Source organism: Brevibacterium aurantiacum (genome assembly GCF_003932995.1).
GTDB classification, from domain to species: Bacteria; Actinomycetota; Actinomycetes; order Actinomycetales; family Brevibacteriaceae; genus Brevibacterium; species Brevibacterium aurantiacum.
The window spans coordinates 3,857,897-3,883,655 of record NZ_CP025333.1 but is presented as its reverse complement, the minus strand read 5'-3'; the positions used below and the strand labels follow the sequence as shown (position 1 = coordinate 3,883,655).

Below are 25,759 nucleotides of genomic sequence, written 5' to 3'. Positions count from 1 at the left end.
GCCACTACCTCGGAGAGGGTCAGGCGCGGTGGATGCTGAAGTTGACGTTCGTCGGGTGCTCGACCGTGCGCGAGACAGTGCAGTACTTGTCATGGGAGAGGCCGACGAGCTTCTCGACGCGGGCATCGGCCTTGCGGCCGTCCTCGTCATCGGGGAAGTCGAGGTTGAAGTCGAGATGGACATTGTCCACGCGGGACGCGCCGTCTTCGTCGATCTTGTCGGCCTGGGCCGAGACGTCGAAGCGCGTCGGCTCGGTGTGCCTGCTGGTCACGGTGTCGACATCGATCGAGGAGCACCCGGCGACGGCCGCGAGCAGCAGCTCCACGGGTGTCATCAGGCCCTCACCGCGACCGAATTCGATGCTCGCACCGCTCGGTGCCGTGGCGCGGTAATGGTTCTCAGCGATCCTGGTCAGTTCGATGCTGCGCTTGTCTTCACTCATGGGCACATCATCTCAGGAATCACGGCGCAGTGAAGTCGACCTCGGCCGATTCCTGGACCCGGGCGGTTCGACCAGGTCCCGATTCGAAGCCCCAGTAGAGATTCGTGTGGGAGACCACCTGCTCCGGTGGTGGCGCGCCCCAGTCGCTGAGATCTTCGGTCGTGTGCGCATCGGAGACGAGCGTGACATCGTAGCCGCGGGCGAACCCGCCGTGGATCGTGGACCTTACGCACGCATCGGATTGGGCACCGGTGACGACGAGGTGGCCGACGTCCTTGGACGCGAGAACCTCCTCGAAGTCGGTGTCCTCGAAGGTGTTGCCGTGGGTCTTCTCCACGATGGCCTCGCCTTCGGCGGGCGTGAGCGCGTCGACGATCTGCCATTGCGGCGATTCCGGTGGCAGTTCTCCTGAAGAGTGTCTGACCCAGATGACTTCGGCACCGGTGTCGCGGGCGCGTTGAACGAGATCGGAGATCGTTCCGATCACCTCGTCTGCATGCCAGCTCTCGGCGAAGACGCCGTTCTGGACGTCGATGACGATGAGGGCGGTCTTCTCTCGCTGTGAGGCGAGCGGCGGCTGGTGCGTGGATGTGCTCGTTGACATCTGATCCTCCTCGATCAGTTCAATGGTGACCCCATTGTCGGGCGAGATCAAGGGTCACTTCCATGTCACGGCCAGCGCCACCTCGGCGACATCGGCTTCCACGCTTCGGTACCTCGGGTTCGGCCCGACCTCGACGGTGCCAGAATGGGCCGAGTGAGTGAGATTCGAGACGATTCAGCCGACAGCTCGGCGCATCCGCGCCGCTTCGGGGTGCTGCGCAGTTGGAAGACCGCGCCTTACCTGGTCGGGTCCGGGCTGGCGATGATGGGTGACAACATCGAACACGTCATCACCTACTGGGTGCTGTGGCAGAAGTTCGAGTCCCCGGCCCTCGTCGGGTTCCAACTCATCAGCCACTGGCTTCCGTTCCTCCTGCTCTCCGTCTACGCAGGCTCTCTAGCGGAGCGCTTCGACTGCAGGCGGCTGATCCAGATCGGGCAGGGCCTGTTCATGTTCGTGTCCCTGTGCTGGGGCATCCTCTTCCTCACCGATTCGCTCCAGCTGTGGCAGGCATGTGTGCTGCTCGTCATCCACGGCCTGGCCGGATGCCTGTGGGGACCGGCCGAGCAGATGATGCTGCATGACTTCGTCGACCGCAAGGAGCTGCCGAGCGCGGTGCGAATGAATGCGACCTTCCGCAGCCTCGGTATCCTGTTCGGGCCCGTCGTCGGTTCGGCACTTCTGCTCGCTTTCGGCCCGACATGGGGCATCTTCATCAATATCGTCTTCTACCTTCCGCTGACGATCTTCCTGATGCGCACACCCTTCACCGGGCACATCAGGAGCGGGAGTCCGAACAAGACGCGTACGACTCTGGTGCAGTCGCTGCGAGTGCTCGTCGACGTTCGACACAACCGCTCCATCATCGGCATGCTGCTGCTGGCCGCACTGGCCTCGATCACGATCGGCGCCGTGCTGCAGACGGCGATGCCGGTCTTCGGCGGCCTCCTGACAGGCCCCGGCGGAGACAGTGACTTCACGTACGGGCTGCTGCTCTTCGCACTCGGCGCCGGCGGTGTGCTCGGCGGGTTCTTCCTCGAGGCCACGGGCTGGGTGCGACCGACCCCGGCGGCGGCAGCGATCGCCGCAGCCGGACTCGGTGCCAGCTCGATCGTCTTCGCGCTGACCTCGCACCTGTGGCTGGCGCTGACTGTCCTCGTGCTTGCGGGGGTCTGTAAGATCACCGCCGAATCGACCGAGATGGCCATCATCCAACTCGAGGCGCCGCCCGAGATCCGCGGACGCGTCATCGGCTCCTACTCGATGTTCGGTCCCGGAATGCAGACGTTCTCCGGCGTGACCGTCGGCGTGCTCGGTACGATCGCGACGATCCCGCAGGCCGTGACGATCGGCGGCGCGGTCCTGGCGATCGGCGCATTGGGAATCGGCGCATATGCGGTGGCCGGACGCGAGCGCCGGGTCGGCTGACCGCGCTTGCAGCAGGCCGAAGTTCAGGCGAGGAGCGGGACGGACTGAGCTCCGAGCTCCGAGCCTCGAGCCTCAGGTGACGGCGCCGCGGACCTTGTGCGCAGGAGCGTCCCAGAGCCGGTTGTCGAGGATCTCGCGCAGCGCCTCGACGGTGTCCCAGACGTCGGTGAAGCCGATGTAGAGCGGAGTCAGGCCGAAACGCAGAACTTCCGGCTCCCGATAGTCGCCGATGATTCCACGCTCGATAAGGGCACTCATCACCGCAAATCCCTCAGGGTGGGTGATCGAGACCTGTGACCCGCGATGAGCGTGCTCACGCGGGGTGACAACCTGGACGGGATGATCGGCCAGGCGAGATTCGACGAGCTCGATGAAGAGGTCGGACAGCTGCAGGGACTTATGTCGCACGGCTGCCATATTGACGCTGTCGGCGATGTCGAGGCCCAATTCGGCCACCGCCATCGAGATGACGCCCTGCGTGCCGGTCAGATACCGGCGAATGCCCTCGGCCGGAGCGTAGTCCGGTGACATCTCGAAGGGTTTCGCATGCCCCCACCAGCCCGAGAGCGGTTGGGTGAAACGGTTCTGCAGTGCCTCGGAGACCCAGATGAATGCGGGTGAACCCGGCCCGCCGTTGAGGAATTTGTAGGTGCAGCCGATCGCCATATCTGCGCCCGATCCGGCCAGGTCGATCTCCAGGGCTCCCGCCGAATGGCACAGATCCCAGATCACCATCGCTCCACCAGCATGGATCGCCGAGGTGGTGGTGGCCATGTCGAAGAGGCGACCCGTGCGATAGTTCACGTGGGTGAGGACGACGAGGGCCACCTCGTCGGTCATCGTGTTCGGGAACCCGGCGGTCACCTCGGCGTCATCAACGAGACGCACCTCGTAGCCGTCGTCGAGCTGCTCGGCCAGGCCCTGCAGCATGTAGATGTCGGAAGGGAAATTCTCCCGTTGAGTGAGGATGACGCGACGCCCCGGCGCATCGGCAGCCTGCATCTTCAGTGCGGCCGATGCGGCTTTGAACAGGTTGATCGAGGTGGTGTCCGTGACGACGGTGCTGCCGGTCCCACCACCGACGACGCCGGCGACCTTATCGCCCAGCTTCGCTGGCAGATCGAACCAACCGGCAGTGTTCCAGGAGCGGATGAGGCCGGTGCCCCATTCGTCCTCGATGACCTCCTGGGCACGTTCGGCCGCGCCCTTTGTTCGGGCACCCAGCGAGTTCCCGTCGAGGTAGATCGTGTCGGAGGGGAGGATGAACTCGTCTCTGAGCTTGCGCAGAGGATCGTCGCGGTCGAGGAGTTCGCAGGCTGATCGCTCGAGGGTCGTCATGACTCACCTTCATTGGGTCGGTTGATCCGGTTCACCTCACAGACTACTCAGATCACGGATATCATCGAGGCAATCCGAACAGATGGCGAGAATTGGAAGTGATTTCTGTGGTGAATTCGGAATTGATCGTCGATCATCATGCTGAATCGAACAATTTCCACCTCGCCGAGGTGGACCTGGCGATCCTGCGTGAGCTCGGTTCCGATGCTCGGATCTCCAACAAGGACCTCGCCGGTCGGGTGGGGCTTGCCCCGTCGACCTGCTCGGGCAGAGTCAGTGCACTGAGATCGCGCGGCATCATCAAGGGATTTCATGCCGACATCGATTTCGAAGCGCTCGGCCTGCACGTGTTCGGCATGATCTCCGTGCGGATGTCACCGGTGGGGAGGTCAAAGATGAGCGATGTCATCGCGGGGCTGCTCCGGGCACCTGAGACCCTTGATGTCTTCCAGGTGTCGGGGGAGCGGGACCTGCTCGTGCACATCGCCGCCGCCCATCCGACGGGACTCAACGACTTCATCGACGAGCACCTCTCGGATCCGATGATCGCCCACACGCAGACCAGTCTGGTGTTCGGACATCACCGCCCGTGAGTGAGAGGACGGCCATGCCGAAAGGAACTCAGGCGAAGACGGCCCGCCTGAGCTTCCTCACGCGAAGACGGCTTGCAACAGAACCAGCGACGCCGTCGAATTGATCGTGATGTGCAGACCCAGTGAACCCCACAGATTGCCGTGGAACACCCGCAGCAGTGCTAGGCAGAGGCCGAGCGCAAGCATGTAGGGCAGGAGAATCGGCACGCCATGACACAGCGCGAAGATGACGGCGCTGATGACAACCGCGCATGTTGTGCCTAGGCGGCCACGAACGTAGCCGAAGATCAGGCCGCGGAAGAACAGCTCTTCCCAGGACGGGGTGATGACTGCGACGGCCGCGAACATCACGATCGCACCGGCAGCGCCGGCGTTTCCTGCCAGCGAATCGGTCGACGAGTCGCTGACAGGGTCCGAGCCGGTGATTGCGAAGACGAGGGCCTGCGTGAGGATCACCACGATCACCGCTGTGGGAATCTGCCACAGCAGATGGAAGAGGCGCAGAGAGGGGCGGGCGAAGCCGATGTCCGAGAGTCGGTGACCGCGGTGGCGCAGGATGAACGTCAGCGCCCATAGAGTCCCTGCGCTCTGCACGAGCAGCACAGCGACGATGAGGCTATCGAAATGTGCCCGGACACCTGGAACGGTGAGCCCGATGACGACGGCAGTTCCGAAGACGAGAGCAGCGATGCCGAGGACGGCTCCTGCCGCGATGAGAAGGGTCGTCGTCGAGAGTCGACTTCGAGATGGGGCTTCGCTCATGCCTCAACACTATGAGTCGTTGATCAGGCGTGTTGTCCGTCAGAAGTATGAGATTCGGTTCCCCCGATGGGACACGGGAACGAGCTTTTGACGAGCGTCAGCCTCGCCGAGCAGGCAACTGGGTTATGTCGGTATGCGTCGGCGCATTTCGTGAGTGTGACGGAGCGCGTCGGAATCTGACGAGCAGCCCGCTCGTGGGAGGCCTGTGTTCCTAGTCTGGGGATCACTCAGACGATTACCACCCACACCGAGGAGACGCTCATGACCGCCACAGCTGAAACCACCACAGGATCCACCACCGACGCTGGTTCGACCATTGCCATCAGTGCCGAGGATCGCGCCGCACGCCTCTCCTCGGCGGGGCAGGCATGGAACGACCGGATCGTCGCCTCGGTGAAGAACGCGCAGCTGGTCTTCTCTGCCAAGGGCAGTGCCCAGGGCTCGGTTTCTTCGGTCATCACTGCCGGCAAGCACACCTTCACCGTCGACGAGCCGGCCCCTTTGGCCGGCGACGATGTTGCACCGAACCCCGTGGAATACGCGCTCGGTGCCCTGATCTCCTGCCAGATCGTCGTCTACCGTCTCTATGCTCACAACCTGGGACTGACGATCGAGAACCTCGACGTCAGCGCAGAGGGCGACCTCGACGTTCGGGGACTCTTCGGTGCCGACGATTCGGTACGACCGGGGCTTTCCGCGGTCCGTGTCACCGTGAACATCACGGGCCCAGACAGTGACGAGGCCTACCAGGAGCTGCAGAAGACCGTCGATGCTCACTGCCCGGTCTTCGACATCTTCACGAATCAGACGCCCATCGACGTCACCGTGACGAAGACGAACTGATGAGTCTCGTCGGTCTATTGACATGCCGGTGAGCGAAGACGAGGATATTGAGCCCATTGCTGGACACCAGCTGCGAGGGAGCAGTCATGACCCAGATCTTCGTCAACTACCCGACCACCGATCTCAATCGATCAAAAGAGTTCTACGCCAATCTAGGCGCCGAGGTTGTTCCCGAGTTCACCGATGAGAACGCCGCCTGTCTCAAATGGGACGAAGGCATCTTCTTCATGATTCTGACGCGGGAGTACCTGGGGACGTTTACCGACAAGCCGATCGCCGATCCGCATTCGACCGCACAGGTGCTCACCGCTCTGAGTCGGGATTCCCGTGATGACGTTGACGCAACACGAGCGAAGATTCTCGACGCCGGCGGATCGGAGAACAAAGAGCCGCAGGACTTCGGATTCATGTACTCGATCAGCATGGCCGACCCAGACGGCAACATCATCGAGTTCATGTGGATGGATCCCGCTGCAGTGGAACAAGGACCCGAGGCATTCGCCGCAGGTCAGGAATGAGCGACTGGGCCCACGATCAGTGGGTCAAGTTCAGGCGGCGCTGGACTCAAGGACCTCGAGGACGCCGGGACCATAGCGGTCGAGCTTCTTCAGACCCACGCCACTGACCTGGCCCAGCTCGCCGATGGTGCTCGGTTTGGCCTCGACGATTCCGTACAAGGTGGCATCGGGGAACACGACATAGGCGGGGACCCCTTGTTCCTTCGCCTGCTCGGCACGCCAAGCACGCAGAGCCTCGAACAGGGCTGTGTCTGCGGTGCCGAGTTCGACCTCGGGGCCACCTCGGCGCTTGGCCGCTGCCTTCTTCGATCCGGATTTCTTCACGGGATCCACGCGCAGTGAGATCTCGACCTCGCTGCGCAGGACGGGTCCGGCGGCCTCGCCGACGACGAGGACACCGTAGTCGCCATGCGATTCGAGCAGACCGCGGGCAAGAACCTGGCGAACCACGGTCTTCCATTGGGTTTCACTGAGATCGCTGCCGACGCCCCAAACACTGAGGCTCTCATGGTCGGCGGAGCGGGACCGCTCATTGTCGTTGCCGCGCAGCACATCGATGACCTGTCCAGAGCCGAATTTCTGGCCGCGTTCTCGGTCGAGGCGGATGACTGCCGACAGCAGTTTCTGCACGGCCACTGTTGCGTCCCAGGTCACCGGGGGAGTGATGCAGGTGTCGCAGTTGCCGCAGGGTTCGGATTCCTCATCGAAGTAGCGCAGGAGCTGCACGCGTCGGCAGTCGACGGTTTCGCACAGAGCCAGCATCGAATCAAGGTGCGACATCGCTCGGCGTTGGTAGGTTCGATCGCCGTCTCCGGATTCGATGAGGCGACGTTGGGAGACGACATCGCCGAGGCCGTAGACCATCCACGCGTCAGCGGGCAGTCCGTCACGTCCGGCACGGCCGGTCTCCTGGTAGTAGCCCTCCACACTGCGCGGCAGGTCGAGGTGGGCGACGAAGCGGACATCGGGTTTGTCGATGCCCATGCCGAAGGCGATCGTCGCGACCATGACCAGACCGTCCTCGCGGAGGAACCGTGCCTGGTGCTCGGCACGCACTTCAGAGGGCAGGCCCGCGTGATAGGGCAGAGCGTTGATCCCCCGGGCCACGAGAGCGTCGGCGAGCTGTTCGACACCGCGGCGGGACAGGCAGTAGACGATGCCGGAGTCGCCGGGGTGTTCTGTGGTGATGAAGCTGATGAGCTGGGAGCGACCGGATTGCTTCGGTTCGATGCGGTAGGTGATGTTGGGCCGGTCGAAGCTGGCGACGAAATGCTGGGCCTCGCCGAGGTGAAGACGATCAGTGAGCTCTGCGTGGGTGGCAGGTGTGGCCGTGGCAGTCAACGCAATGCGCGGCACATCGGGGAAGCGTTCGGCCAGCACTCCCAGGCCGAGGTAGTCGCTGCGGAAATCATGGCCCCACTGAGATACGCAGTGAGCCTCATCGATCGCGAACAGTGCGACCTGGGCTCGTTCGAGCAGAGACATTGTGCGCGGCAGGACTAGGCGCTCCGGTGCCAGGTAGAGCAGATCCAGCTCGCCGGCCAGGAGTGCGCGTTCGACGTTCTGCGCCTCCTCGAAGTCGAGTGTCGAGTTGAGGTATGCCGCCCTGACACCCAGATTCTCCAGTGCGGCGACCTGATCGGCCATGAGCGCGATGAGTGGTGAGATGACGACGCCTGTCCCGGGCCTGACGAGACTTGGAATCTGATAGCAGAGGGACTTTCCTCCACCGGTGGGCATGAGGACGACCGCGTCTCCACCACCGACGATCTGATCGACGACCGCTTGCTGCTGGCCCCGGAATTCGTCATAGCCGAAGACATCATGGAGGACGTCGAGCGGAGAGGTTGTGGGAGCCGAAGTCATGAGACCAAGGCTAGTGGACGGCCCTGACTTGGCCGAACCTACCTAGCCCAGTGCACAGTGTTGCGCCATGAGCCGGTGCAGAGAGGTCTGCAATAAGAGGGACGCAGCGGCACACTGAGGCAGTCCCACAACGAGAGGGTCGCACCGGCAGAGCCACCGGATACTGGGCAACTCCTATGGCTCGGAGGGTTCAACGTCTAGCAACGAGACCGGCCTGCGGATCCAAGGGCCGGAGCCCTGCGGAATAGAGGGGTCCGGGCGGGGGAATTTCGGCCAATCCAAGGGGTGTGGTGGGCGTCACGATCAGATTTCCGGTTTCGAGTTGCACGCAGAGGCTGGCCTGGTCTAGAGTTGTATCTCGTTGCCCCGCAGAAAACGAACTCTTCGAGAACAGTTTTCACCGGGTGTGACCAGCACAAACACAGTTTGTCTGGTCCACACGGAAAATGTTGGTGGCAGCTAACAATTGAAACTGACACCCCCAGTGAACACGCCCCAATTGTGGGTTGTGGTGATGGGTGAGTGTTTGTGGTTTGAGAATCCAATAGCGTGTTTGTTTGAACAAATAGTGATGCCAGAAACATTAAGTATTTCTGGTAAGACAATCACATGTTCACATATTTGTGGTCACCCTTCGCCGGGTGGTCACGCCAGCATGTGTGGACATGATTAATTGGTCAGCCTCGGTCACCCCGTGATCGTTGGTTGGCTGTCTTGCTGGGATTCATTCGTAACATAATTTTTTTATGGAGAGTTTGATCCTGGCTCAGGACGAACGCTGGCTGCGTGCTTAACACATGCAAGTCGAACGCTGAAGCCCTGGTGCTTGCACCGGGGTGGATGAGTGGCGAACGGGTGAGTAACACGTGAGTAACCTGCCCCCGACTTCGGGATAAGCCCGGGAAACTGGGTCTAATACCGGATATGACCATCACTCGCATGAGTGATGGTGGAAAGTTTTTTCGGTTGGGGATGGGCTCGCGGCCTATCAGTTTGTTGGTGAGGTAATGGCTCACCAAGACGACGACGGGTAGCCGGCCTGAGAGGGCGACCGGCCACACTGGGACTGAGACACGGCCCAGACTCCTACGGGAGGCAGCAGTGGGGAATATTGCACAATGGGGGAAACCCTGATGCAGCGACGCAGCGTGCGGGATGACGGCCTTCGGGTTGTAAACCGCTTTCAGCAGGGAAGAAGCCTTTCGGGGTGACGGTACCTGCAGAAGAAGTACCGGCTAACTACGTGCCAGCAGCCGCGGTAATACGTAGGGTACAAGCGTTGTCCGGAATTATTGGGCGTAAAGAGCTCGTAGGTGGTTGGTCACGTCTGCTGTGGAAACGCAACGCTTAACGTTGCGCGTGCAGTGGGTACGGGCTGACTAGAGTGCAGTAGGGGAGTCTGGAATTCCTGGTGTAGCGGTGAAATGCGCAGATATCAGGAGGAACACCGGTGGCGAAGGCGGGACTCTGGGCTGTAACTGACACTGAGGAGCGAAAGCATGGGGAGCGAACAGGATTAGATACCCTGGTAGTCCATGCCGTAAACGTTGGGCACTAGGTGTGGGGGACATTCCACGTTCTCCGCGCCGTAGCTAACGCATTAAGTGCCCCGCCTGGGGAGTACGGTCGCAAGGCTAAAACTCAAAGGAATTGACGGGGGCCCGCACAAGCGGCGGAGCATGCGGATTAATTCGATGCAACGCGAAGAACCTTACCAAGGCTTGACATACACCAGACCGTTCTGGAAACAGTTCCTCCCCTTTGGGGTTGGTGTACAGGTGGTGCATGGTTGTCGTCAGCTCGTGTCGTGAGATGTTGGGTTAAGTCCCGCAACGAGCGCAACCCTCGTTCTATGTTGCCAGCACGTGATGGTGGGAACTCATAGGAGACTGCCGGGGTCAACTCGGAGGAAGGTGGGGATGACGTCAAATCATCATGCCCTTTATGTCTTGGGCTTCACGCATGCTACAATGGCTGGTACAGAGAGATGCGAGACCGCGAGGTTTTAGCGAATCCCTTAAAGCCAGTCTCAGTTCGGATCGTAGTCTGCAATTCGACTACGTGAAGTCGGAGTCGCTAGTAATCGCAGATCAGCAACGCTGCGGTGAATACGTTCCCGGGCCTTGTACACACCGCCCGTCAAGTCACGAAAGTCGGTAACACCCGAAGCCGGTGGCCCAACCCTTGTGGAGGGGGCCGTCTAAGGTGGGACTGGTGATTGGGACTAAGTCGTAACAAGGTAGCCGTACCGGAAGGTGCGGCTGGATCACCTCCTTTCTAAGGAGCACACATAAGAACCCCAACGTGTCACCCGTACGTGGTGCCGGTTGGGAGCTCAAGGGTGGAACATCATTATTTTCGCTCAACCCGCACAGCGTCGTTAAGGTTCATGCCTTGTCGACGGTGTGATGATGGTGGGCTAGAACTGACACGTTATTGGGTCCTGGAATCACAAACCAACCAGCAATGGTTGGGTGTGGTTTCAACCAACAGGACCAACCCGTCCAGACCAGCAGCCTTCGGTTGTGTGGGTGTGGGTGGTGTTTGGTAGTGGTTTGAGAATCGTATAGTGGACGCGAGCATCAACAACACAGGCAATGCCTGTGTTGTTATGTAATGTGATTTTTCTTGTGAAATCTTAGTGTGAAATTTTCGCACACACATTTTGCAACCAAATTTTTTGGGTGTGATGAGTGTGTAAGAGCGCATGGTGGATGCCTTGGCATCAGGAGCCGATGAAGGACGTGGAAATCTGCGATAAGCCTCGGGGAGCCGATAAACGGGCTGTGATCCGAGGGTGTCCGAATGGGGAAACCCCGCCACATGAGAGTGTGGTGACCCGCATCTGAATATATAGGGTGTGTGGAGGGAACGCGGGGAAGTGAAACATCTCAGTACCCGTAGGAAGAGAAAATAAAACATGATTCCGGGAGTAGTGGCGAGCGAAACTGGATCAGCCTAAACCGTGTGCGTGTCAAACGTGCTGGTGTTGCGTATGCGGTGTTGTGGGGAATGCGTGTTCGGTCCAGCATGACCGAGTCGTTGATGTGTGCTGCGTGTAGTCGAAGCTGGTGGGAAACAGTACCGGAGTGGGTGAGAGTCCCGTAGACGAAACATGTGGCCCCGACGATATGTGTTTGCCCGAGTAGCACGATACTCGTGGAATGTCGTGTGAATCTGCCAGGACCACCTGGTAAGGCTAAATACTTCCTGATGACCGATAGCGGATAGTACCGTGAGGGAATGGTGAAAAGTACCCCGGGAGGGGAGTGAAATAGTACCTGAAACCATGTGCTTACAATCCGTCAGAGCCTCCTTGTTGGGGTGATGGCGTGCCTTTTGAAGAATGAGCCTGCGAGTTAGCGGTGCGTGGCGAGGTTAACCCGAGAGGGGTAGTCGTAGCGAAAGCGAGTCCGAATAGGGCGTCTGAGTCGCGTGTCCTAGACCCGAAGCGGAGTGATCTAGCCATGGGCAGGGTGAAGCGTGTGTAAGAGCGCGTGGAGGCCCGCACCCACTTCAGTTGAAAATGGAGGGGATGACCTGTGGTTAGGGGTGAAAGGCCAATCAAACTCTGTGATAGCTGGTTCTCCCCGAAATGCATTTAGGTGCAGCGTTGCGTGGTTCTTGCCGGAGGTAGAGCTACTGGATGGCTGATGGGCCCCACCGGGTTACTGACGTCAACTAAACTCCGAATGCCGGTAAGGTTCAGCGTGGCAGTGAGACAGTGGGGGATAAGCTTCATTGTCGAGAGGGAAACAGCCCAGACCATCAACTAAGGCCCCTAAGCGTGTGCTAAGTGGGAAAGGATGTTCAGTTGCGAAGACAACCAGGAGGTTGGCTTAGAAGCAGCCATCCTTGAAAGAGTGCGTAATAGCTCACTGGTCAAGTGATTGAGCGCCGATAATGTAGCGGGGCTAAGTACACCGCCGAAGTTGTGGCAGCACCCCTTATAGCCGTAATGGTGGGGTGTTGGGTAGGGGAGCGTCGTGCTGGCAGTGAAGTCGCCGTGTGAACGAGTGGTGGAGCCGGTACGAGTGAGAATGCAGGCATGAGTAGCGAAAGACGGGTGAGAAACCCGTCCACCGGATGACCAAGGGTTCCAGGGCTAGGCTAATCCGCCCTGGGTAAGTCGGGACCTAAGGCGAGGCCGACAGGCGTAGTCGATGGACAACCAGTTGATATTCTGGTACCGACGCATAACCGTCAATACCAAAACACACGATACTAACCTCGGTGTTCTTCCGTGATGCCTTCGGGTGTCTGGTTGAAGGATTCTGTGGGACCTGAGTGTGGAGTCGGTAAGCGCGAGGTGTGACGCAGGAAGGTAGCCAGGCCACGCGATGGTAGTCGTGGTCTAAGGTCGTAGCACGTGGGGGTAGGTAAATCCGTCCCCACATTGAGTGTGAGAGCTGATGGGCGCCCCATTTTGGTGGGGTGATCTGGTGATCCTATGCTGCCGAGAAAAGCATCGGCGTGAGGTTGTGTGTTGCCCGTACCCTATAACCGACACAGGTGGTCAGGTAGAGAATACTAAGGTGATCGAGAGAATCGTGGTTAAGGAACTCGGCAAAATGCCCCCGTAACTTCGGGAGAAGGGGGACCATCCCGGTGAAGCAACCAAGCGTTGTGATGTGCTGGTGGTGGTCGCAGAGGCCAGAGAGAAGCGACTGTTTATTAAAAACACAGGTCCGTGCGAAGATGTAAGTCGATGTATACGGACTGACGCCTGCCCGGTGCTGGAAGGTTAAGAGGACTCGTTAACCCGTAAGGGTGAAGCGGAGAATTTAAGCCCCAGTAAACGGCGGTGGTAACTATAACCATCCTAAGGTAGCGAAATTCCTTGTCGGGTAAGTTCCGACCTGCACGAATGGCGTAACGACTTCTCTGCTGTCTCAACCACGAACTCGGCGAAATTGCATTACGAGTAAAGATGCTCGTTACGCGCAGCAGGACGGAAAGACCCCGAGACCTTCACTATAGTTTGGTATTGGGATTCGGTGTGGTTTGTGTAGGATAGGTGGGAGACTGTGAAACTATCACGCTAGTGGTGGTGGAGTCGTCAAGTGAAATACCACTCTGACTATTCTGGATTTCTTAACTTCGGACCCTGATCGGGTTCAGGGACAGTGCCTGATGGGTAGTTTAACTGGGGCGGTTGCCTCCTAAAGAGTAACGGAGGCGCCCAAAGGTTCCCTCAGCCTGGTTGGCAATCAGGTGTCGAGTGTAAGTGCACAAGGGAGCTTGACTGTGAGACGGACGTGTCGAGCAGGAGCGAAAGCTGGGACTAGTGACCCGGCCATGGCTTGTGGAAGCGTGGTCGCTCAACGGATAAAAGGTACCTCGGGGATAACAGGCTGATCTTGCCCAAGAGTCCATATCGACGGCATGGTTTGGCACCTCGATGTCGGCTCGTCGCATCCTGGGGCTGTAGTCGGTCCCAAGGGTTGGGCTGTTCGCCCATTAAAGCGGTACGCGAGCTGGGTTTAGAACGTCGTGAGACAGTTCGGTCCCTATCCGCTGCGTGCGTAGGAAATTTGTGGAGGCCTGTCCTTAGTACGAGAGGACCGGGACGGACGAACCTCTGGTGTGCCAGTTGTACCGCCAGGTGCATGGCTGGTTGGCTACGTTCGGGAAGGATAACCGCTGAAAGCATCTAAGCGGGAAGCCTGCTTCGAGATGAGATTTCCAACCCATTAAGTTGGGGTGAGGTGTCCTATAGATTATGGGTTTGATAGGCCGGGTATGGAAGCACTGTGAGGTGTGGAGTTGACTGGTACTAATACGCCGATCACTCATCAACCCATTTGTTTGGTTGGTGTGTGCGTGTTTCACGCTATGGGTTTTACGAGATATTAACGAGTCACATTGTGTGTGGTGTTCGCGTTCGCTGTACGGTTCTTGGACCGCTACTACACTCTTGAGGTGTGATTACTCGGGTGGTGGTGGTTTGTTGGTTTTGCGGTGGTGATAGTGGTGGGGAAACGCCCGGTTAACCGTTCCGATCCCGGTAGCTAAGCCCATTCGCGCTGATGGTACTGCAACTTGGTGGTTGTGGGAGAGTAGGTGACTGCCGCAATATTCTTTAAGAGTGAAGGCGACTCCCTTTTTGGGGGTGGCCTTCACTTGTTTGTGGTGGTGTGGATTTCGGCCCTTTTGACGGGGTGGGGTCCGCACCACCACTTTTTGCATTCACGACCGTGAGATATTCCGTTGATCGGGCGTTGCTGCCGGACCCGGCATCGCTGCTGGCGACGTCCCACGGGACAGGCTGACTCTGAGTGAATGGATATAGGAGAGTCAGTGCTTCGCGTTACCCTGGAAGCCGAACAGTCCTACGGATTCTGCACTGTTCACGTATGCACAGGAGGCTGAGGAGCACAGTGGAAACCAACAGACGCACGATCATGAAATCCGCCGGCATGGTCGGCTCCGCAGCTGTCGTCGGTTCGTCGGTGGCGTTGACCTCGGCGTGCGGGTCCGAGGACTCGTCCGAGGCACCGACAAGTGGTTCAGCAGAAGATGCCAGCGTCGCAGCGGGAGACGTTCCCATCGGTTCTGGAACCGTCATTGACGAAACGTATGTGGTCACCCAGCCGAAGGAAGGTGAGTTCCACGCGTTCTCCTCTGTCTGCACTCATCAGGGCTGCCAGGTCCGTATGATCACCGAAGACAAGATCACCTGCCCCTGCCATTCTTCACAGTTCTCGACGTCCACCGGTGAGGTCCTCGCTGGCCCTGCGACCGATCCATTGCCGAAATTTTCTGTCACCGACTCTGACGGGACGTTGACGATCTCAGGATCCTCCTGACGTCTCAGGTCGGTCGCAGCAACCAGTCGTTTGGCTGCACGTGGAGGAAAATAGTCGACCGGCAGGCTGTACTTGAGCATGCCCTCGATTGACGGTTCTATTCGTTGCCGTTGCCGTCTCGGTTTGCGTTGTCCTCGCCCTCGCCCTCGCCGTTGCTTCCGCGAGTGGTGTCGGTGGTCCGTGGCTCGGCCGGACCGTCGCCACGCAGGATCCAATAGATCCCCATCCCCATGGCGAAGCCGAAGATGGCGAACGGGATCACCAACCCAGGCTCTGTGGTCAGTCCCGCGATAACACCGATGACGGCGCCGATGGCGGCGTATATCCACAATCGCGGGAGACGACGACCTTCTTTAGGCAATGGGCTCATACAACGAAACTAGTTCGATGCCAGCTCCCGTAGGTCGCCGACACATGAAGCTCAGGTGAAATGCGACCGTCGCGTGCCATCGGCAGTCTTAACCCAGCATGAACCCGGGAATCACCAGCGCACCCGCAGCAGCCGCCGTCATTACGCTCGATACTCCGAGGCTGGTCACCTCTGACCGTTTGGCCGCTGCACCATTGGCGACCCAGGGAAGTTGCGACCAAGCCCTCGCTGCCAGATACACGCCGAAGACGTACCCGCCGAGGCAGAGCATCCAGACGTAGATGAACCAAGATGTCCAACCACCGTAGTCTGCAATCAATCGGACAAGCAGAAGCATGGCGAGAGCAACGAGGAGATTGCTCAGCAGCACGGTCCTGGTGGGAGCTCGAGATGCTTTGATCGCAGAGAAGGCACCCCAGACGATGACGATCGCACACGCGATCTGAGAGAAGAGTACTGGATTCATGAGTGCGCTCCTGCCTGATCGCCGTGCACCTGCGCAGAGTGCCGGGTCGCCACCGAGGCTTCACTTGTTGAGATCACGTCGGCGGCATCGTCAACGGAGATTGCCGAGTCGGCGAGGACGATGATCCCCTGCGAAGTCTTCGGATCGAAACCAAGGAACGAGCGGTACCCGCCGGTACCGCCGTTATGCCAGGTGAGATTGGGACTGCGATCCTTCGTGGTGAGCCACGCCCAGCCGATTCGATCCGATTCGTTGTAATCCTCACGCGGTTGGATTGACGTCGCGCCGGGGGCCGATCCGTCCATCGTCGCACGCAGCCAGATGCTCATGTCGTGGGCAGTTGATCTGATGGCACCCGAGGGCGCAGTCCCGCCCAGCGTCAATGGCGCTGCAGGCAATCCGGACGCCGTGTAGCCATGCGAGAGTCCCTCCGCCGATCCGGGCACGTAGGTGTCCGTCATTCCCAAGGGCTCCGTAATCCGGTCCCTGACGAGATCGCCGTAGCTGGAGTCCGTGACCGTCGCGAGTGCTTGTCCGAGGATCCCGAATGCGAAGTTCGAGTACTCCGGCTCCTGCTCACCCACGTCGACGTCCTTGAACGAGTCGACGAGGTCCGTCGCAGTCCCGCGATAAGGGTCGGTGTGGATATAGCTCGATAGGAATGTCGCCAGGCCATCACCGAAACTCAATGACGGTTCCTGAGCGGGCAGTCCTGAGCGCTGCGTGGCGATCGATGCCAGAGTCACCTCGGCGACCTCACCGTCGAGTTCGGGCCAGACCTCGCCGAGGTTGGTCTCCTCGTCGATCTCTCCGCGTTCGATCGCATCGGCGAAGAGCGCCGCGGTGATGGTCTTCGTGATCGATCCGATTTCGAACTCCGAATCGTCGTCGGCACCGACTCCTCCCCAGGTGACGTCATCGCCATGAATCTTCGCGGCTGCCACATGGTGCCAGTGCCCGCTATCGAGGGCGTTCTCGACCTGACTGACCAGTGCGGCATCGCCAGTGGTCTCGCCCTGGAACCCACGTGGAAACGGAGTGATGAGCAGAAGCAGGACACCCGCGATCGCGGCAGCGAGCACCGCGATCCATGTCCGCTGAGCCCGCGGCTCTTCTGAGGCCGAGCGTGGACGAGGATTGTTGGAGTTCGCGGCGGCGGAAGCGGTGTTCATGGGGGCTCCTGAGTGAGTGTCAGTGAGTGTCAGTGAGTGCCGATGAGGATGAGGGTGAGGAGGGGAACGATCTTCTGGCCAGGTACGCGCCAGTGGCCTCGGCGCGAGTTCTCGAGCCAGCCTGCCCCGGCCAGGGCGTGGATGTGGTGGTAGATCTGGCCGGTCGTGCCGAATCGCTCGTCCTCGCCGAGCTGGGCGACGGTAGTCGTCCCCTCATAGATGGCCTGCAGGAGTTCGAGGCGGACCGGGTGGCCCAGTGCTGCCAGGGCGGGGGCAGCCTCGGCGAAATTGAGGTCATTGATCGCTGCCGACGGCAGCCCCATCTGCCAGGACACCGGAGATTCCCCACCCGGGGGAGTGGTATGTCCGGTGTAGACGACTCCACCCTCGTCTCCCGCTCGATCGATGAGGCCGTTCAGCGCCCAGAAGGTGTCGTCATCAGCGGTCGGGTTCGTGCTCTTCGTGCCATTCGGCGCCCGATCGGACTCAGCCTCGGCGGCCGGTGCAGTCGTGGGAACGGCATTCTCCAGCTCGGCGATCTTGCGCTCGAGCTCGGCCACGCGCTCCTCGACCGTGCGTGCGGATTGACCCTTCGACGACGAACTCATAAGCCCAGAATACACAAAGTACGTAATTACGTAAATACATGAGGAGGTTGTGTCCAGGCCAACACCAGACAGACTCAGGTGAGAGACCTAAACTGGTGTCGTGATGAGTACCGACGAACCGCGCACCGAGTCCACGCAACCGCGACCCGAGGCATTGCCTCAGGCCATCTCCGAGTCGAAGGCACTCGGTGCTCCGATGGTCGTCCGCGGAATCCTCGGCGTCGCCTTCGGCTTCGCGACGGTCTTCTGGCCACGCGATGCCGCCAGCCCCAAGCACCTGTCGATGGGCGTCGACATCGTCGACATCCTCTCCATCAGCTACCTGGTGCTGTTCGCGCTGGTGCTCGTCTACCAGGGACTGCGTTCGCCGCTGAACGTGCGCACCGCGGTCTACGGCCAGGCGATCATCACGGTCCCCGCGATCGTGTTCCTGTTCCTCGCCGAGCAGCCGGCGGAACTGCGCGCAGCCATGAGCATCTGGGCACTGCTGCACGGTCTCCTCGAACTGTGGAACTACCGCCAGCTCAAGTCTCACCCCATGGCATCGGACTTCCTCATCGCCGCGGCCTGCCACGTGCTGCTCGGCGTGATCCTCATGTTCGGCGACGGCTTCGGTGCACTGTGGATCCTCGGGTTCACCGGCGTGGCCACGCTCATCGCCGGAGTCATCTTCATCATCGGCGGCTACTCGCGCATCAGCAAGGCCAAGCAGGTTGCGGCCGGTCAGGTAGGGGCAGCCGACGCCGACTACGTAACCTCAGACTCTTTCGATGAACTGAACACGACCGAGGATCTCAAAGCTCCCGAGGATCCAGACGATCAGAACCGGCCCGAGACCAAGAACTGACCCGGGCCGTGGACTCGGAGCAGCCTGCATGCTCGCCACGCCCTGCACTGCCAGCACGGTCCATCACATGAGGACCACAGCCGAACTCGAGAAGACCGAGGTGAGATGAGTACCGTCGAGCATGACTACGAGAATCTTTCTCCGCTGACTCCGATAGCCGCCTCCGTCAGCTCATCCGGCCTCCTGGGTGACCTGGCCGAGGCCAGCCGCGAACTCTCCCCGGAACTCTTCCGCCGCCTCTTCGAGGTCTCTCGTTCCTCCTCGCTTCTCATCGCCACAGACTACGACGGCACCATCGCACCGATCGTCGACCTGCCAGGTCAGGCGTTCCCGCTGGACTCCTCGGTCGACTCACTGCGCGCGCTCGCTCTGCTTCCGACCACCTCGGCGGGGGTGATCTCCGGGCGCAGCCTGCGCGACCTCGCGGCCATGTCACGGCTGCCGCGGGAGGTCCACCTCTTCGGCTCCCATGGTGGAGAGACGGACACGGTCGCCATCGACACCCTCGACGAGGAGCAGCGCACCGCCTTAGACGGACTCCGGCGAGACGTCTTCCAGACCCTGCCGACCACGATCATCGAACACAAGACCACCGGCGCCGCCGTGCACCTGCGCGGACTCGACGAGTCCGAACGTCAGGAGGTCGAAGACGCGGTCAACGACTTGGTCGAGGCCCACGTGATCTTCCCGACTCGGGGCAAGCAGGTCATCGACCTCTCGGTCGTCCCCTCGTCCAAGGCCGAGGCTCTGCAGCGCCTGCGGCAGCAGACCGGCGCCGAGGTGGTCGTGTTCATCGGCGACGACACCGCAGACGAATTCGCACTCGAAACACTCGGGGACCAGGATCTGGGGCTCAAGGTCGGCCGTGAACCCGGCGATACCCACGCCGACTACCGGATCAGCTCACCGGCCGAGGTCTCTGTCGTCCTCGCTGCGATCTACGAGCTGCGCAAATCCTGGCTCTTCGGCAGGCGCGCGACCCCGATCCATCGGCACAGCCTGCTGGGCAATGGGCAGTCGACGGCGCTCGTGGACCCGGGCGGCCGCATCTGCTGGATGCCGCACCCGCTGCCGCACTCCTCATCGATGTTCTCCGAGATCCTCGGCGCTGAGGCGGCCGGGTTCTTCGCTGTCGAAACAGAGGCCGGAACCGCGCCCTTGACGCAGCGCTACATCACCCACTCGACGTTGCTGGAGACCCGGTGGCCGGGGCTCAGCTGCCTCGACTACCTCGCCCCGGTCGATGCCAACAGTGATGACACCATCGTCGTGCGCGTGCTCACCGGCGACACCTCGGCCCGGATCCGCTTCGCCCCACGCCTCGACTATGCGACCGTGCCGACGCAGATGGTGCGCACCGACGACGGAGTGCAGGTGCTGGGGACCTCCGAGCCCATCTCCCTGATCGCACCGGGCATCGACTTCGAGATCAGCGATGTCGGGCAGTCTCACACCGCCGAGGCGGTCGTTGTGCCTTCGCAGCAACCCGGAGGGATCGTCGTGCTGGTCTTGGCCTGCGGCACCGGAACCGGTGACGCGAGGTACATGGCCACCGGCGGAGAGCACCATGTGCGCGAACGCGCCCTGAACTTCTGGACCAACTGGGTCGATACGCTCAACATCCCCGGCCACCACCGCGAAGAGGTCATCCGCTCGGCCATCACCCTGCGCGCCCTCTGTCACGAACCGACCGGGGGAGTCCTCGCCGCACCCACGACCTCCCTGCCGGAGGGCATCGGCGGCGTGCGCAACTGGGACTACCGCTACACCTGGCTGCGCGACGGTTCGATGACCGTGCGCGCCCTGCTTGCGCTGGGATCGACCGGTGAGGCCGAAGGTTTCCTGTCCTGGCTCACGGGAATCCTGGCCCGCACTGTGTCTCCTGAACAGCTCCACCCGCTCTACGCCGTCGACGGCTCCGCCCTGACCACCGAGGCGGTGCTGGCCCATCTGCCCGGATACGCGGGATCCCGGCCGGTGCGAGTGGGCAACGCGGCCGAACATCAGGTTCAGCTCGACGTCTTCGGGCCGGTCACCGAGCTCCTCAACGAGCTCAGCGAGCACCTCGGCGATCTTCCGGATTCCTATTGGCGACTGACCTGCCAGATGGTCGAGGCCGTGAGCAAGCGGTGGTTCGAGGCCGATCACGGCATCTGGGAGGCCAGGCGGCCGCCCAAGCACAACGTCTACACGCGTGTGATGTGCTGGGTGACGGTCGATCGGGCGCTGCAGATCGCCGAACGCTTCGGTCGTGAACTCCCCGGGGCCTGGCGGCAGCTGCGCGAGGAGATCGCCCACGATGTGCTCGAGAACGGGTACAACGAGGAGGTCGGGGCCTTCACCGTTGCCTACGGCGAGACCGATCTCGACTCGGCGTGCCTGTTCGTGGGACTCTCGGGTCTGCTGCCCGCCGATGATCCGCGCTTCATCTCGACAGTCGACGCCATCGAACGTGAACTGCGGGTGGGACCGACGGTCTTCCGCTACCGCTACGACGACGGGTTGCCCGGCCTTGAGGGCGGATTCCACATCTGCACGACCTGGCTCGTCGAAGCCTTCATCAAGGTCGGACGCATCGACGATGCCTGGGACCTGTTCCGGCAGGTGGACAACCTGCTGGGGCCGACCGGGCTGCTGGCCGAGGAGTACGACCCGGTCGCGGAGATGCACCTGGGCAACCATCCCCAGGCATATTCGCACCTCGGCTACATCCGCGTCGCGCAGATGCTCGACGAGTTCCGCCCCAGCTGAGCGTCAGTGTCAGCTGGGGCGGTGGGCGCCATTGTGCTGTGGAGGTCAGGTCACTCGACGAGGAGGGTGACCACCTCGGCGATGCATGCCGGTCGTTCCTGGCCTTCGATCTCGATGACGTGTTTGAGGATGACCTGGGTGCCCTTGTCCCCGGGGATGACCTCGTTGACGCTGACGGTGCCGCGCAGGCGCGAACCCACCGGCACGGGCTGTGCGAAGCGGACCTTGTTCAGCCCGTAGTTGACGCGGATGGACACACCTTCGATGGTGAAGATCTCGCTGGAGAACTTCGGGATCAGAGACAAGGTGAAGAAGCCGTGGACGATCGTCGCTCCGTAGGGGCCTTCTGCCGCGCGCTCCTCGTCGATGTGGATCCACTGGTGATCGTCGGTGACATCGGCGAAGGTGTTGATCGCGTCCTGGTCGATCGTCGTCCACTCGGACGAGCCCAGCTCGGTGCCGACGAGCGAAGTGATCTCATCGATTCCATTGAGTGTGCGCATTCTTGGTTCTCCTTTGATCCGTGACTGTCGTACGTGGTGGGTGTCAAGCGTTTTCTTAGCGGACATTCGATTGAGCGGATGTCGGTACTTGGCACCTTACTTGTTCGCAGGAGACTTGGCACCGGTGTGTCCGGGATTCGGTTAGGTTGGTGGCATGGACACTCTGACGCAGCCGCTCTCGCCTCGCTGGGTCGATCGGCCGGCAGGCTACCGGGACTTCGAGTCGGCCTTCTTCATCGGCCACGGGCGTGACACCTTTGACCGCTGTGCCGAAGAGCTCCTGCACTGGGAGGTGAAGATCCGCAGCGGCTTCGACATCGGGCTTGCACAGACTGGCCATGACATCCCACGGGTCGAGGCCGGCCAGGAGCCGACGATCTTCGTGCGGCTGGGGCCGTTTCGCCTGCCGGAGCCGGCTCGAGTCATCACCGTCTTCGAGTCCGAGACTCGTCGTGGCTTCACCTATGGGACGAAGCCCGGGCATCCGATCACGGGCGAGGAATCCTTCATCCTCATCCGCACTCCCGATGACCGCGTCTTCCTCGTGCTGCGTTCCGTCTCACGAGCGGGAATGGGGATCTGGCGCCTAGGCGAACCCTTCGTCCGTCTCGCTCAGATCATCTACCGCAGGCGATATGCTCGCGCACTGCGCAGCTGACGACGGCACACAGCGCTGCTGACGGCACACTGCGAAGCTGACAGCGCACTGCGACTGCCGCTGGGTGCTCAGGCGGTTTCGAGGTACTGCTTGAGGGCCTGGTCCTGAGCCTCGGGATCGGGGAAGATCGCCTCGGTCCGGGCACCGCCGGTGATCGGGTCGTTGCTGAAGATGAGTCGGATGCCCAGCAGACGGGCCTGACCCTGCGCGATCACGAGGCCAAGTCCCATACCGCCGCCACCGGCGGAGACGAAGCGGGTCGGGCCGGTGTTGACGATGTCGGGCGGGTAGCCGGAGCCGGAGTCGGTGATCGTGATGCTGCGGGTGCTCGTCTCCAGGCGGATCGGATCCGCACCGTGTTTGATGGCGTTGACCAGCAGGTTCGAGATGATGCGTTCGAAGCGGCGGACATCGGTGACCAGAGTTGAGTTCAGGGCCGCGAACTGTGTGTCGATGTCGTGGCCGGCCAGAGCACCGGAGGCCGTCATCGTGCCCAGCAGCGATCGGATCGCCTGGTCGATGTTGACGCGGGTGAACTCGGGGTTCGCCCGCCCCGCATCGAGGCGGGAGACCTCGAGGAGGTCCTCAACGAGCACCTGCATGCGCTTGACCCGGTCCTTGACGAGTTCGGCGGGACGCGAATCCTCTTCGAGCAGGTTGGCCGCGTTGACCAGCCCTGTCAGCGGGGTCCGCATCTCGTGGGCCAGGTCAGCGGTGAATCGCTGTTCGGAGTCGATGCGTTCGGTCAGGCGCGTCACAGCAGTGTCGACCGCCGAGGCGAAGGCCGCGACCTCCTGGTCCGTGTCGTCAACGACATCGGCGATTCTGATGCTCGTGTCCCCGGCCGCGATCTTCCGTGCGGCCTGAGCACCCAGAGTCAGCCTGCGGGAGATGCGCCCGGCCACAATGGAGCCGACACCGCCGACGACCAGCGCGGAGCCGATCATGCCCACCAGCAGCGCCTGGTCGATACGGCCGATGAGCTCCTGACTGTCCTTGGTCGAGGCACGCACGGAGATCACCTCGGTGTAGGAGCCGACCTCGATCGGAGCCGCCGCCCACACGATCTCCTCCCCATCGACCTCGGAGCGCATCGTCACGCTCTGACCCTTGAGCGCCTGGGCACGTGCATCCTTTGGCAGTGCCGGGTCATCGATGCGGGCGTTGAGGGTGAGCACCCCGGTCTCGGAGAAGATCGCGACGGAGTTCGCAAGCTGCTCGGTCACGGTCGATCGCATCCGGTCGTCCTCGGCACGGGCCGCGGATTGGCGCAGCACGATCGAGCAGGAGAGCACGGCGATGATGACCGAGGCAACGATGAGAAGGGAGATCTTCCAGCGCAGTGACATGCGATCAGCCCGCGAAGCGGTATCCGAATCCGCGGACGGTCTCGATCATGTTGGCGCCGATCTTCTTCCGCAGGCGCTGAATGTGGACGTCGACGACACGGGAGTCGCCGGCCCATTCGTAGCCCCAGACGGTGAAGGCGATCTTCTCACGCGAATAGACGTGTTCGGGCTGCTCGGTCAGGAGCAGGAGGACGCGCAGCTCGGTGGGGGTGAGGTGAACCTCTTCGCCGTCGATCTCCACGGTCAGGCGACCGGTGTCGAGGACCAGCGAACCCAGGCGAGTGCGGAACGGTCCGAGCTCGCCATCGGAGTCGGTGCCTCCGGATTGGGGCTGGCTCGCACCCATGTAGCCGCCCTGGCCTGACCCGGACTGCATGGCCGGTGAGCCGTCTGGGCGAGGAGGAACGGAGACGTCGCCGCCGATCATCTGCTCGTCTCCACCGGCGTTCATATCCGCCGAGGTGAATTTTCCGCCCGCACCCAAGTACGTGTCGTCGGACTCGAGCTGAGCCTTGAGTCGTTCGCGAGTGTCCATGCCGGGGCTGGCTCCGAGCACCTCGGGGATGCCGTCTCCGGTGATCATGCCGCCGGGGCCGATCACGGTTTCGTGCTCCTCGCCCATCTCGGTCGTCGGGGAGTAGCCGAGTTTGTCGGTGCCGGTGGTGATGAAGCGGCGAACGACGGCGCGGATGCGGGCGTTGAGCACCTGCATGTCGAAGGGTTTGGTGAGGTAGTCGTCGGCTCCGGCCTCGAGCGCCTGGACGATGTCGATCGCATCCGAGCGTGCGGAGATGATGATGATGGGAATGGTGGAGCGCTCACGCACAGCCCGGCAGATCGATGCGCCGTTCATGGTGGGCAGCATGAGGTCGAGAAGCAGAACGTCGGCACCATGTGCAGCGACGAACTCGTATCCCTCACGTCCGTCGGCAAATGCCGACACCGTGTAATCGAACCGTTCCAGGCCGATCTGGGTCGTTTCCCGGATGACCTCGTCATCCTCAACCAGAACAATATGCATTACGTTTCTCCATTTAGCCGCGTGAAGCGTTGACCCGGTTCAAACCTACCTTCATGCAGGCGGAACACCTGCACCGACCAACCCGAAGGGTAGCCGGCATCGTCGCCGTCGGCATACATCGCCTCCTGCACCACCAGTGTCCCATTCTTGCCTGGGTTGAGTTTCATCTGGTTACCGGTGGCGATGAGTTCAAGGCGTGGTTTGCCGTCCTTCTCACTGATGACGGCGCCGGCAATGTCCTCGCTCTTCTGCTTCGGGTTGGCCACAGTGACGACTTGGAACTTCTTGTCGCCGCTGAGGAACGGTTTCCCGAATGTGAGGCATTCCTCGCAGTCGTCGATGACCTGCGCGGACTCTGTCGCCCTTCCGGTGACTGCGATTCCCGAGGCCTCCACGATGGTCTTGCGGATCTCCGTGAGGGAGAACGGCTTGTTGGGCGGGCCGGCATCCGAGTTCCCCGGTTCGAACTGGGTGGGAGACGTCTCACCCTCGGGTTCCACCCGCAGACCCTTGTCCGGACCGCATGCAGCCACACCAGCCAACGTGATCGTTGCAAGGGTTGTTGCGATCAATGTCCTCACTGCGGTGCGCGGGCGCGACTTCTGACCAGGGGTGACCTGGGTGAAGTTCAACGAGCGCGCGGCCTCAGCGGAGGGGCGGCGAAAGGGGATGGGCACGTAGACATTTTTGCGTGTTCTGCCCAGGTAGTCCACCCGCACCACGATTCCGGCGATTCAGGAACGCTCCTGTCTCCTGCCGATCCGGTGCCGGGGGACCTCGGTGGCCCGATTCTCAGCTGGGGCCGGTATCC

The 25,759-nt window shown here is 61.4% G+C and carries 22 protein-coding genes and 3 rRNA genes; 12 read left to right on the top strand and 13 right to left on the bottom strand.

Features of this window, described 5'->3' with window-relative positions; genetic code table 11:
- Nucleotides 1–19 precede the first annotated feature (19 nt).
- Together CXR25_RS17880 and CXR25_RS17875 are read right to left on the bottom strand one after the other, a co-directional pair.
- Nucleotides 20–442, bottom strand: a complete 423-nt coding sequence (locus CXR25_RS17880; protein WP_069601111.1) for an OsmC family protein — start codon at nt 440–442, stop codon at nt 20–22.
- Between the two features lie 19 nt (nt 443–461).
- Nucleotides 462–1,046: a cysteine hydrolase family protein gene (locus CXR25_RS17875; RefSeq protein WP_050773420.1), complete on the bottom strand. Its 585-nt coding sequence runs from the start codon at nt 1,044–1,046 to the stop codon at nt 462–464.
- A gap of 22 nt (nt 1,047–1,068) precedes the next feature.
- On the opposite strand from CXR25_RS17875, the gene CXR25_RS19170 reads away from it, so the two are divergent.
- Nucleotides 1,069–1,203 carry a hypothetical protein gene (locus tag CXR25_RS19170; protein WP_257784999.1) on the top strand — a complete coding sequence of 45 codons (135 nt, stop codon included), beginning with the start codon at nt 1,069–1,071 and terminating at the stop codon, nt 1,201–1,203.
- Nucleotides 1,200–2,474 (top strand): MFS transporter, encoded by a 1,275-nt coding sequence (locus CXR25_RS17870; protein WP_125240831.1) that lies wholly within the window; start codon nt 1,200–1,202, stop codon nt 2,472–2,474. The genes CXR25_RS19170 and CXR25_RS17870 overlap by 4 nt, the downstream gene beginning before the upstream one ends.
- Nucleotides 2,475–2,546: 72 nt before the next feature.
- Here CXR25_RS17870 and kynU read toward each other — a convergent pair whose 3' ends face one another.
- A complete protein-coding gene (kynU, locus tag CXR25_RS17865) occupies nt 2,547–3,812 on the bottom strand; it encodes a kynureninase (RefSeq protein WP_125240830.1) in 1,266 nt (421 codons plus the stop codon).
- A 110-nt stretch (nt 3,813–3,922) separates the two neighbouring features.
- On the opposite strand from kynU, the gene CXR25_RS17860 reads away from it, so the two are divergent.
- A complete protein-coding gene (locus CXR25_RS17860; RefSeq protein WP_241212353.1) occupies nt 3,923–4,405 on the top strand; it encodes an Lrp/AsnC family transcriptional regulator in 483 nt (160 codons plus the stop codon).
- Between the two features lie 57 nt (nt 4,406–4,462).
- On the opposite strand, the gene CXR25_RS17855 is transcribed toward CXR25_RS17860, so the two are convergent.
- Complete coding sequence (locus CXR25_RS17855) at nt 4,463–5,167, bottom strand: CPBP family intramembrane glutamic endopeptidase (protein ID WP_009884519.1); 705 nt, start codon at nt 5,165–5,167, stop codon at nt 4,463–4,465.
- Between the two features lie 261 nt (nt 5,168–5,428).
- Here CXR25_RS17855 and CXR25_RS17850 point away from each other — a divergent pair, with 261 nt between their 5' ends.
- Both CXR25_RS17850 and CXR25_RS17845 read left to right on the top strand, forming a co-directional pair.
- Nucleotides 5,429–6,010, top strand: a complete 582-nt coding sequence (locus CXR25_RS17850; protein ID WP_009884520.1) for an OsmC family protein — start codon at nt 5,429–5,431, stop codon at nt 6,008–6,010.
- Between the two features lie 86 nt (nt 6,011–6,096).
- Nucleotides 6,097–6,528: a VOC family protein gene (locus CXR25_RS17845; RefSeq protein ID WP_096158901.1), complete on the top strand. Its 432-nt coding sequence runs from the start codon at nt 6,097–6,099 to the stop codon at nt 6,526–6,528.
- A gap of 30 nt (nt 6,529–6,558) precedes the next feature.
- On the opposite strand, the gene recQ is transcribed toward CXR25_RS17845, so the two are convergent.
- A complete protein-coding gene (gene recQ, locus CXR25_RS17840; protein WP_069601107.1) occupies nt 6,559–8,394 on the bottom strand; it encodes a DNA helicase RecQ in 1,836 nt (611 codons plus the stop codon).
- 743 nt (nt 8,395–9,137) lie between these two features.
- Between recQ and CXR25_RS17835 the strand changes: the two genes are divergently transcribed.
- The 4 genes from CXR25_RS17835 (at nt 9,138) to CXR25_RS17820 (ending at nt 15,203) form a co-directional block, all read left to right on the top strand.
- Nucleotides 9,138–10,671: ribosomal RNA gene (locus tag CXR25_RS17835) — 16S ribosomal RNA — on the top strand.
- Nucleotides 10,672–11,081: 410 nt separating this feature from the next.
- A 23S ribosomal RNA gene (locus CXR25_RS17830) occupies nt 11,082–14,194 on the top strand.
- A gap of 157 nt (nt 14,195–14,351) precedes the next feature.
- Nucleotides 14,352–14,470: ribosomal RNA gene (rrf, locus tag CXR25_RS17825) — 5S ribosomal RNA — on the top strand.
- Together the 16S, 23S and 5S rRNA genes form the textbook arrangement of a ribosomal RNA operon.
- Nucleotides 14,471–14,774: 304 nt before the next feature.
- Nucleotides 14,775–15,203 (top strand): Rieske (2Fe-2S) protein, encoded by a 429-nt coding sequence (locus CXR25_RS17820; RefSeq protein WP_205676721.1) that lies wholly within the window; start codon nt 14,775–14,777, stop codon nt 15,201–15,203.
- A 97-nt stretch (nt 15,204–15,300) separates the two neighbouring features.
- On the opposite strand, the gene CXR25_RS17815 is transcribed toward CXR25_RS17820, so the two are convergent.
- From CXR25_RS17815 to CXR25_RS17800, 4 genes are all read right to left on the bottom strand, one after another.
- Nucleotides 15,301–15,573: a hypothetical protein gene (locus tag CXR25_RS17815; RefSeq protein WP_125178470.1), complete on the bottom strand. Its 273-nt coding sequence runs from the start codon at nt 15,571–15,573 to the stop codon at nt 15,301–15,303.
- 88 nt (nt 15,574–15,661) lie between these two features.
- Nucleotides 15,662–16,039 carry a hypothetical protein gene (locus CXR25_RS17810; RefSeq protein ID WP_101597962.1) on the bottom strand — a complete coding sequence of 126 codons (378 nt, stop codon included), beginning with the start codon at nt 16,037–16,039 and terminating at the stop codon, nt 15,662–15,664.
- On the bottom strand, nt 16,036–17,211 hold the full coding sequence (locus CXR25_RS17805) for a serine hydrolase domain-containing protein (protein WP_101597961.1): 1,176 nt from the start codon (nt 17,209–17,211) through the stop codon (nt 16,036–16,038). Before CXR25_RS17805 ends, CXR25_RS17810 begins: the two co-directional genes overlap by 4 nt.
- A 29-nt stretch (nt 17,212–17,240) precedes the next feature.
- Nucleotides 17,241–17,819, bottom strand: a complete 579-nt coding sequence (locus CXR25_RS17800) for an ArsR/SmtB family transcription factor (RefSeq protein ID WP_164513855.1) — start codon at nt 17,817–17,819, stop codon at nt 17,241–17,243.
- A gap of 103 nt (nt 17,820–17,922) precedes the next feature.
- Between CXR25_RS17800 and CXR25_RS17795 the strand changes: the two genes are divergently transcribed.
- Both CXR25_RS17795 and otsB read left to right on the top strand, forming a co-directional pair.
- Nucleotides 17,923–18,666, top strand: coding sequence for an HdeD family acid-resistance protein (locus CXR25_RS17795; RefSeq protein WP_009882204.1), 744 nt, complete (start codon nt 17,923–17,925; stop codon nt 18,664–18,666).
- Between the two features lie 105 nt (nt 18,667–18,771).
- On the top strand, nt 18,772–21,417 hold the full coding sequence (otsB, locus tag CXR25_RS17790) for a trehalose-phosphatase (RefSeq protein WP_101597960.1): 2,646 nt from the start codon (nt 18,772–18,774) through the stop codon (nt 21,415–21,417).
- A 50-nt stretch (nt 21,418–21,467) separates the two neighbouring features.
- Here the strand turns inward: otsB and CXR25_RS17785 are convergent, their stop codons facing one another.
- Entirely contained in the window at nt 21,468–21,920 is a 453-nt protein-coding gene (locus tag CXR25_RS17785; protein WP_009882206.1) for a MaoC family dehydratase, read from the bottom strand.
- Between the two features lie 154 nt (nt 21,921–22,074).
- Between CXR25_RS17785 and CXR25_RS17780 the strand changes: the two genes are divergently transcribed.
- Nucleotides 22,075–22,578 (top strand): DUF1990 family protein, encoded by a 504-nt coding sequence (locus CXR25_RS17780; protein WP_009882207.1) that lies wholly within the window; start codon nt 22,075–22,077, stop codon nt 22,576–22,578.
- Between the two features lie 68 nt (nt 22,579–22,646).
- Here the strand turns inward: CXR25_RS17780 and CXR25_RS17775 are convergent, their stop codons facing one another.
- The 3 genes from CXR25_RS17775 to CXR25_RS17765 are packed head-to-tail and all read right to left on the bottom strand — an operon-like array spanning nt 22,647 to nt 25,625.
- On the bottom strand, nt 22,647–23,927 hold the full coding sequence (locus CXR25_RS17775) for a sensor histidine kinase (protein WP_096146097.1): 1,281 nt from the start codon (nt 23,925–23,927) through the stop codon (nt 22,647–22,649).
- A 4-nt stretch (nt 23,928–23,931) separates the two neighbouring features.
- Complete coding sequence (locus tag CXR25_RS19165) at nt 23,932–24,948, bottom strand: response regulator transcription factor (protein WP_009882209.1); 1,017 nt, start codon at nt 24,946–24,948, stop codon at nt 23,932–23,934.
- The gene (locus CXR25_RS17765; protein ID WP_240517934.1) at nt 24,948–25,625 is read right to left on the bottom strand and encodes a hypothetical protein; all 678 of its coding nucleotides are present in this window, start codon (nt 25,623–25,625) and stop codon (nt 24,948–24,950) included. The genes CXR25_RS19165 and CXR25_RS17765 overlap by 1 nt, the downstream gene beginning before the upstream one ends.
- Nucleotides 25,626–25,759: the final 134 nt, after the last annotated feature.

Bases quoted from the DNA above. Each gene is read 5' to 3' on its own strand.
- CXR25_RS19170 (WP_257784999.1), top strand. From the start codon at position 1,069: ATGGTGACCCCATTGTCGGGCGAGATCAAGGGTCACTTCCATGTCACG.
- recQ (WP_069601107.1), bottom strand. From the start codon at position 8,394: ATGACTTCGGCTCCCACAACCTCTCCGCTCGACGTCCTCCATGATGTC.
- CXR25_RS17775 (WP_096146097.1), bottom strand. From the start codon at position 23,927: ATGTCACTGCGCTGGAAGATCTCCCTTCTCATCGTTGCCTCGGTCATC.
- CXR25_RS17845 (WP_096158901.1), top strand. From the start codon at position 6,097: ATGACCCAGATCTTCGTCAACTACCCGACCACCGATCTCAATCGATCA.
- CXR25_RS17880 (WP_069601111.1), bottom strand. From the start codon at position 442: ATGAGTGAAGACAAGCGCAGCATCGAACTGACCAGGATCGCTGAGAAC.
- CXR25_RS19165 (WP_009882209.1), bottom strand. From the start codon at position 24,948: ATGCATATTGTTCTGGTTGAGGATGACGAGGTCATCCGGGAAACGACC.
- CXR25_RS17800 (WP_164513855.1), bottom strand. From the start codon at position 17,819: ATGAGTTCGTCGTCGAAGGGTCAATCCGCACGCACGGTCGAGGAGCGC.
- CXR25_RS17780 (WP_009882207.1), top strand. From the start codon at position 22,075: ATGGACACTCTGACGCAGCCGCTCTCGCCTCGCTGGGTCGATCGGCCG.
- CXR25_RS17810 (WP_101597962.1), bottom strand. From the start codon at position 16,039: ATGAATCCAGTACTCTTCTCTCAGATCGCGTGTGCGATCGTCATCGTC.
- CXR25_RS17805 (WP_101597961.1), bottom strand. From the start codon at position 17,211: ATGAACACCGCTTCCGCCGCCGCGAACTCCAACAATCCTCGTCCACGC.
- CXR25_RS17815 (WP_125178470.1), bottom strand. From the start codon at position 15,573: ATGAGCCCATTGCCTAAAGAAGGTCGTCGTCTCCCGCGATTGTGGATA.
- CXR25_RS17850 (WP_009884520.1), top strand. From the start codon at position 5,429: ATGACCGCCACAGCTGAAACCACCACAGGATCCACCACCGACGCTGGT.
- CXR25_RS17875 (WP_050773420.1), bottom strand. From the start codon at position 1,046: ATGTCAACGAGCACATCCACGCACCAGCCGCCGCTCGCCTCACAGCGA.
- kynU (WP_125240830.1), bottom strand. From the start codon at position 3,812: ATGACGACCCTCGAGCGATCAGCCTGCGAACTCCTCGACCGCGACGAT.
- otsB (WP_101597960.1), top strand. From the start codon at position 18,772: ATGAGTACCGTCGAGCATGACTACGAGAATCTTTCTCCGCTGACTCCG.
- CXR25_RS17795 (WP_009882204.1), top strand. From the start codon at position 17,923: ATGAGTACCGACGAACCGCGCACCGAGTCCACGCAACCGCGACCCGAG.
- CXR25_RS17785 (WP_009882206.1), bottom strand. From the start codon at position 21,920: ATGCGCACACTCAATGGAATCGATGAGATCACTTCGCTCGTCGGCACC.
- CXR25_RS17855 (WP_009884519.1), bottom strand. From the start codon at position 5,167: ATGAGCGAAGCCCCATCTCGAAGTCGACTCTCGACGACGACCCTTCTC.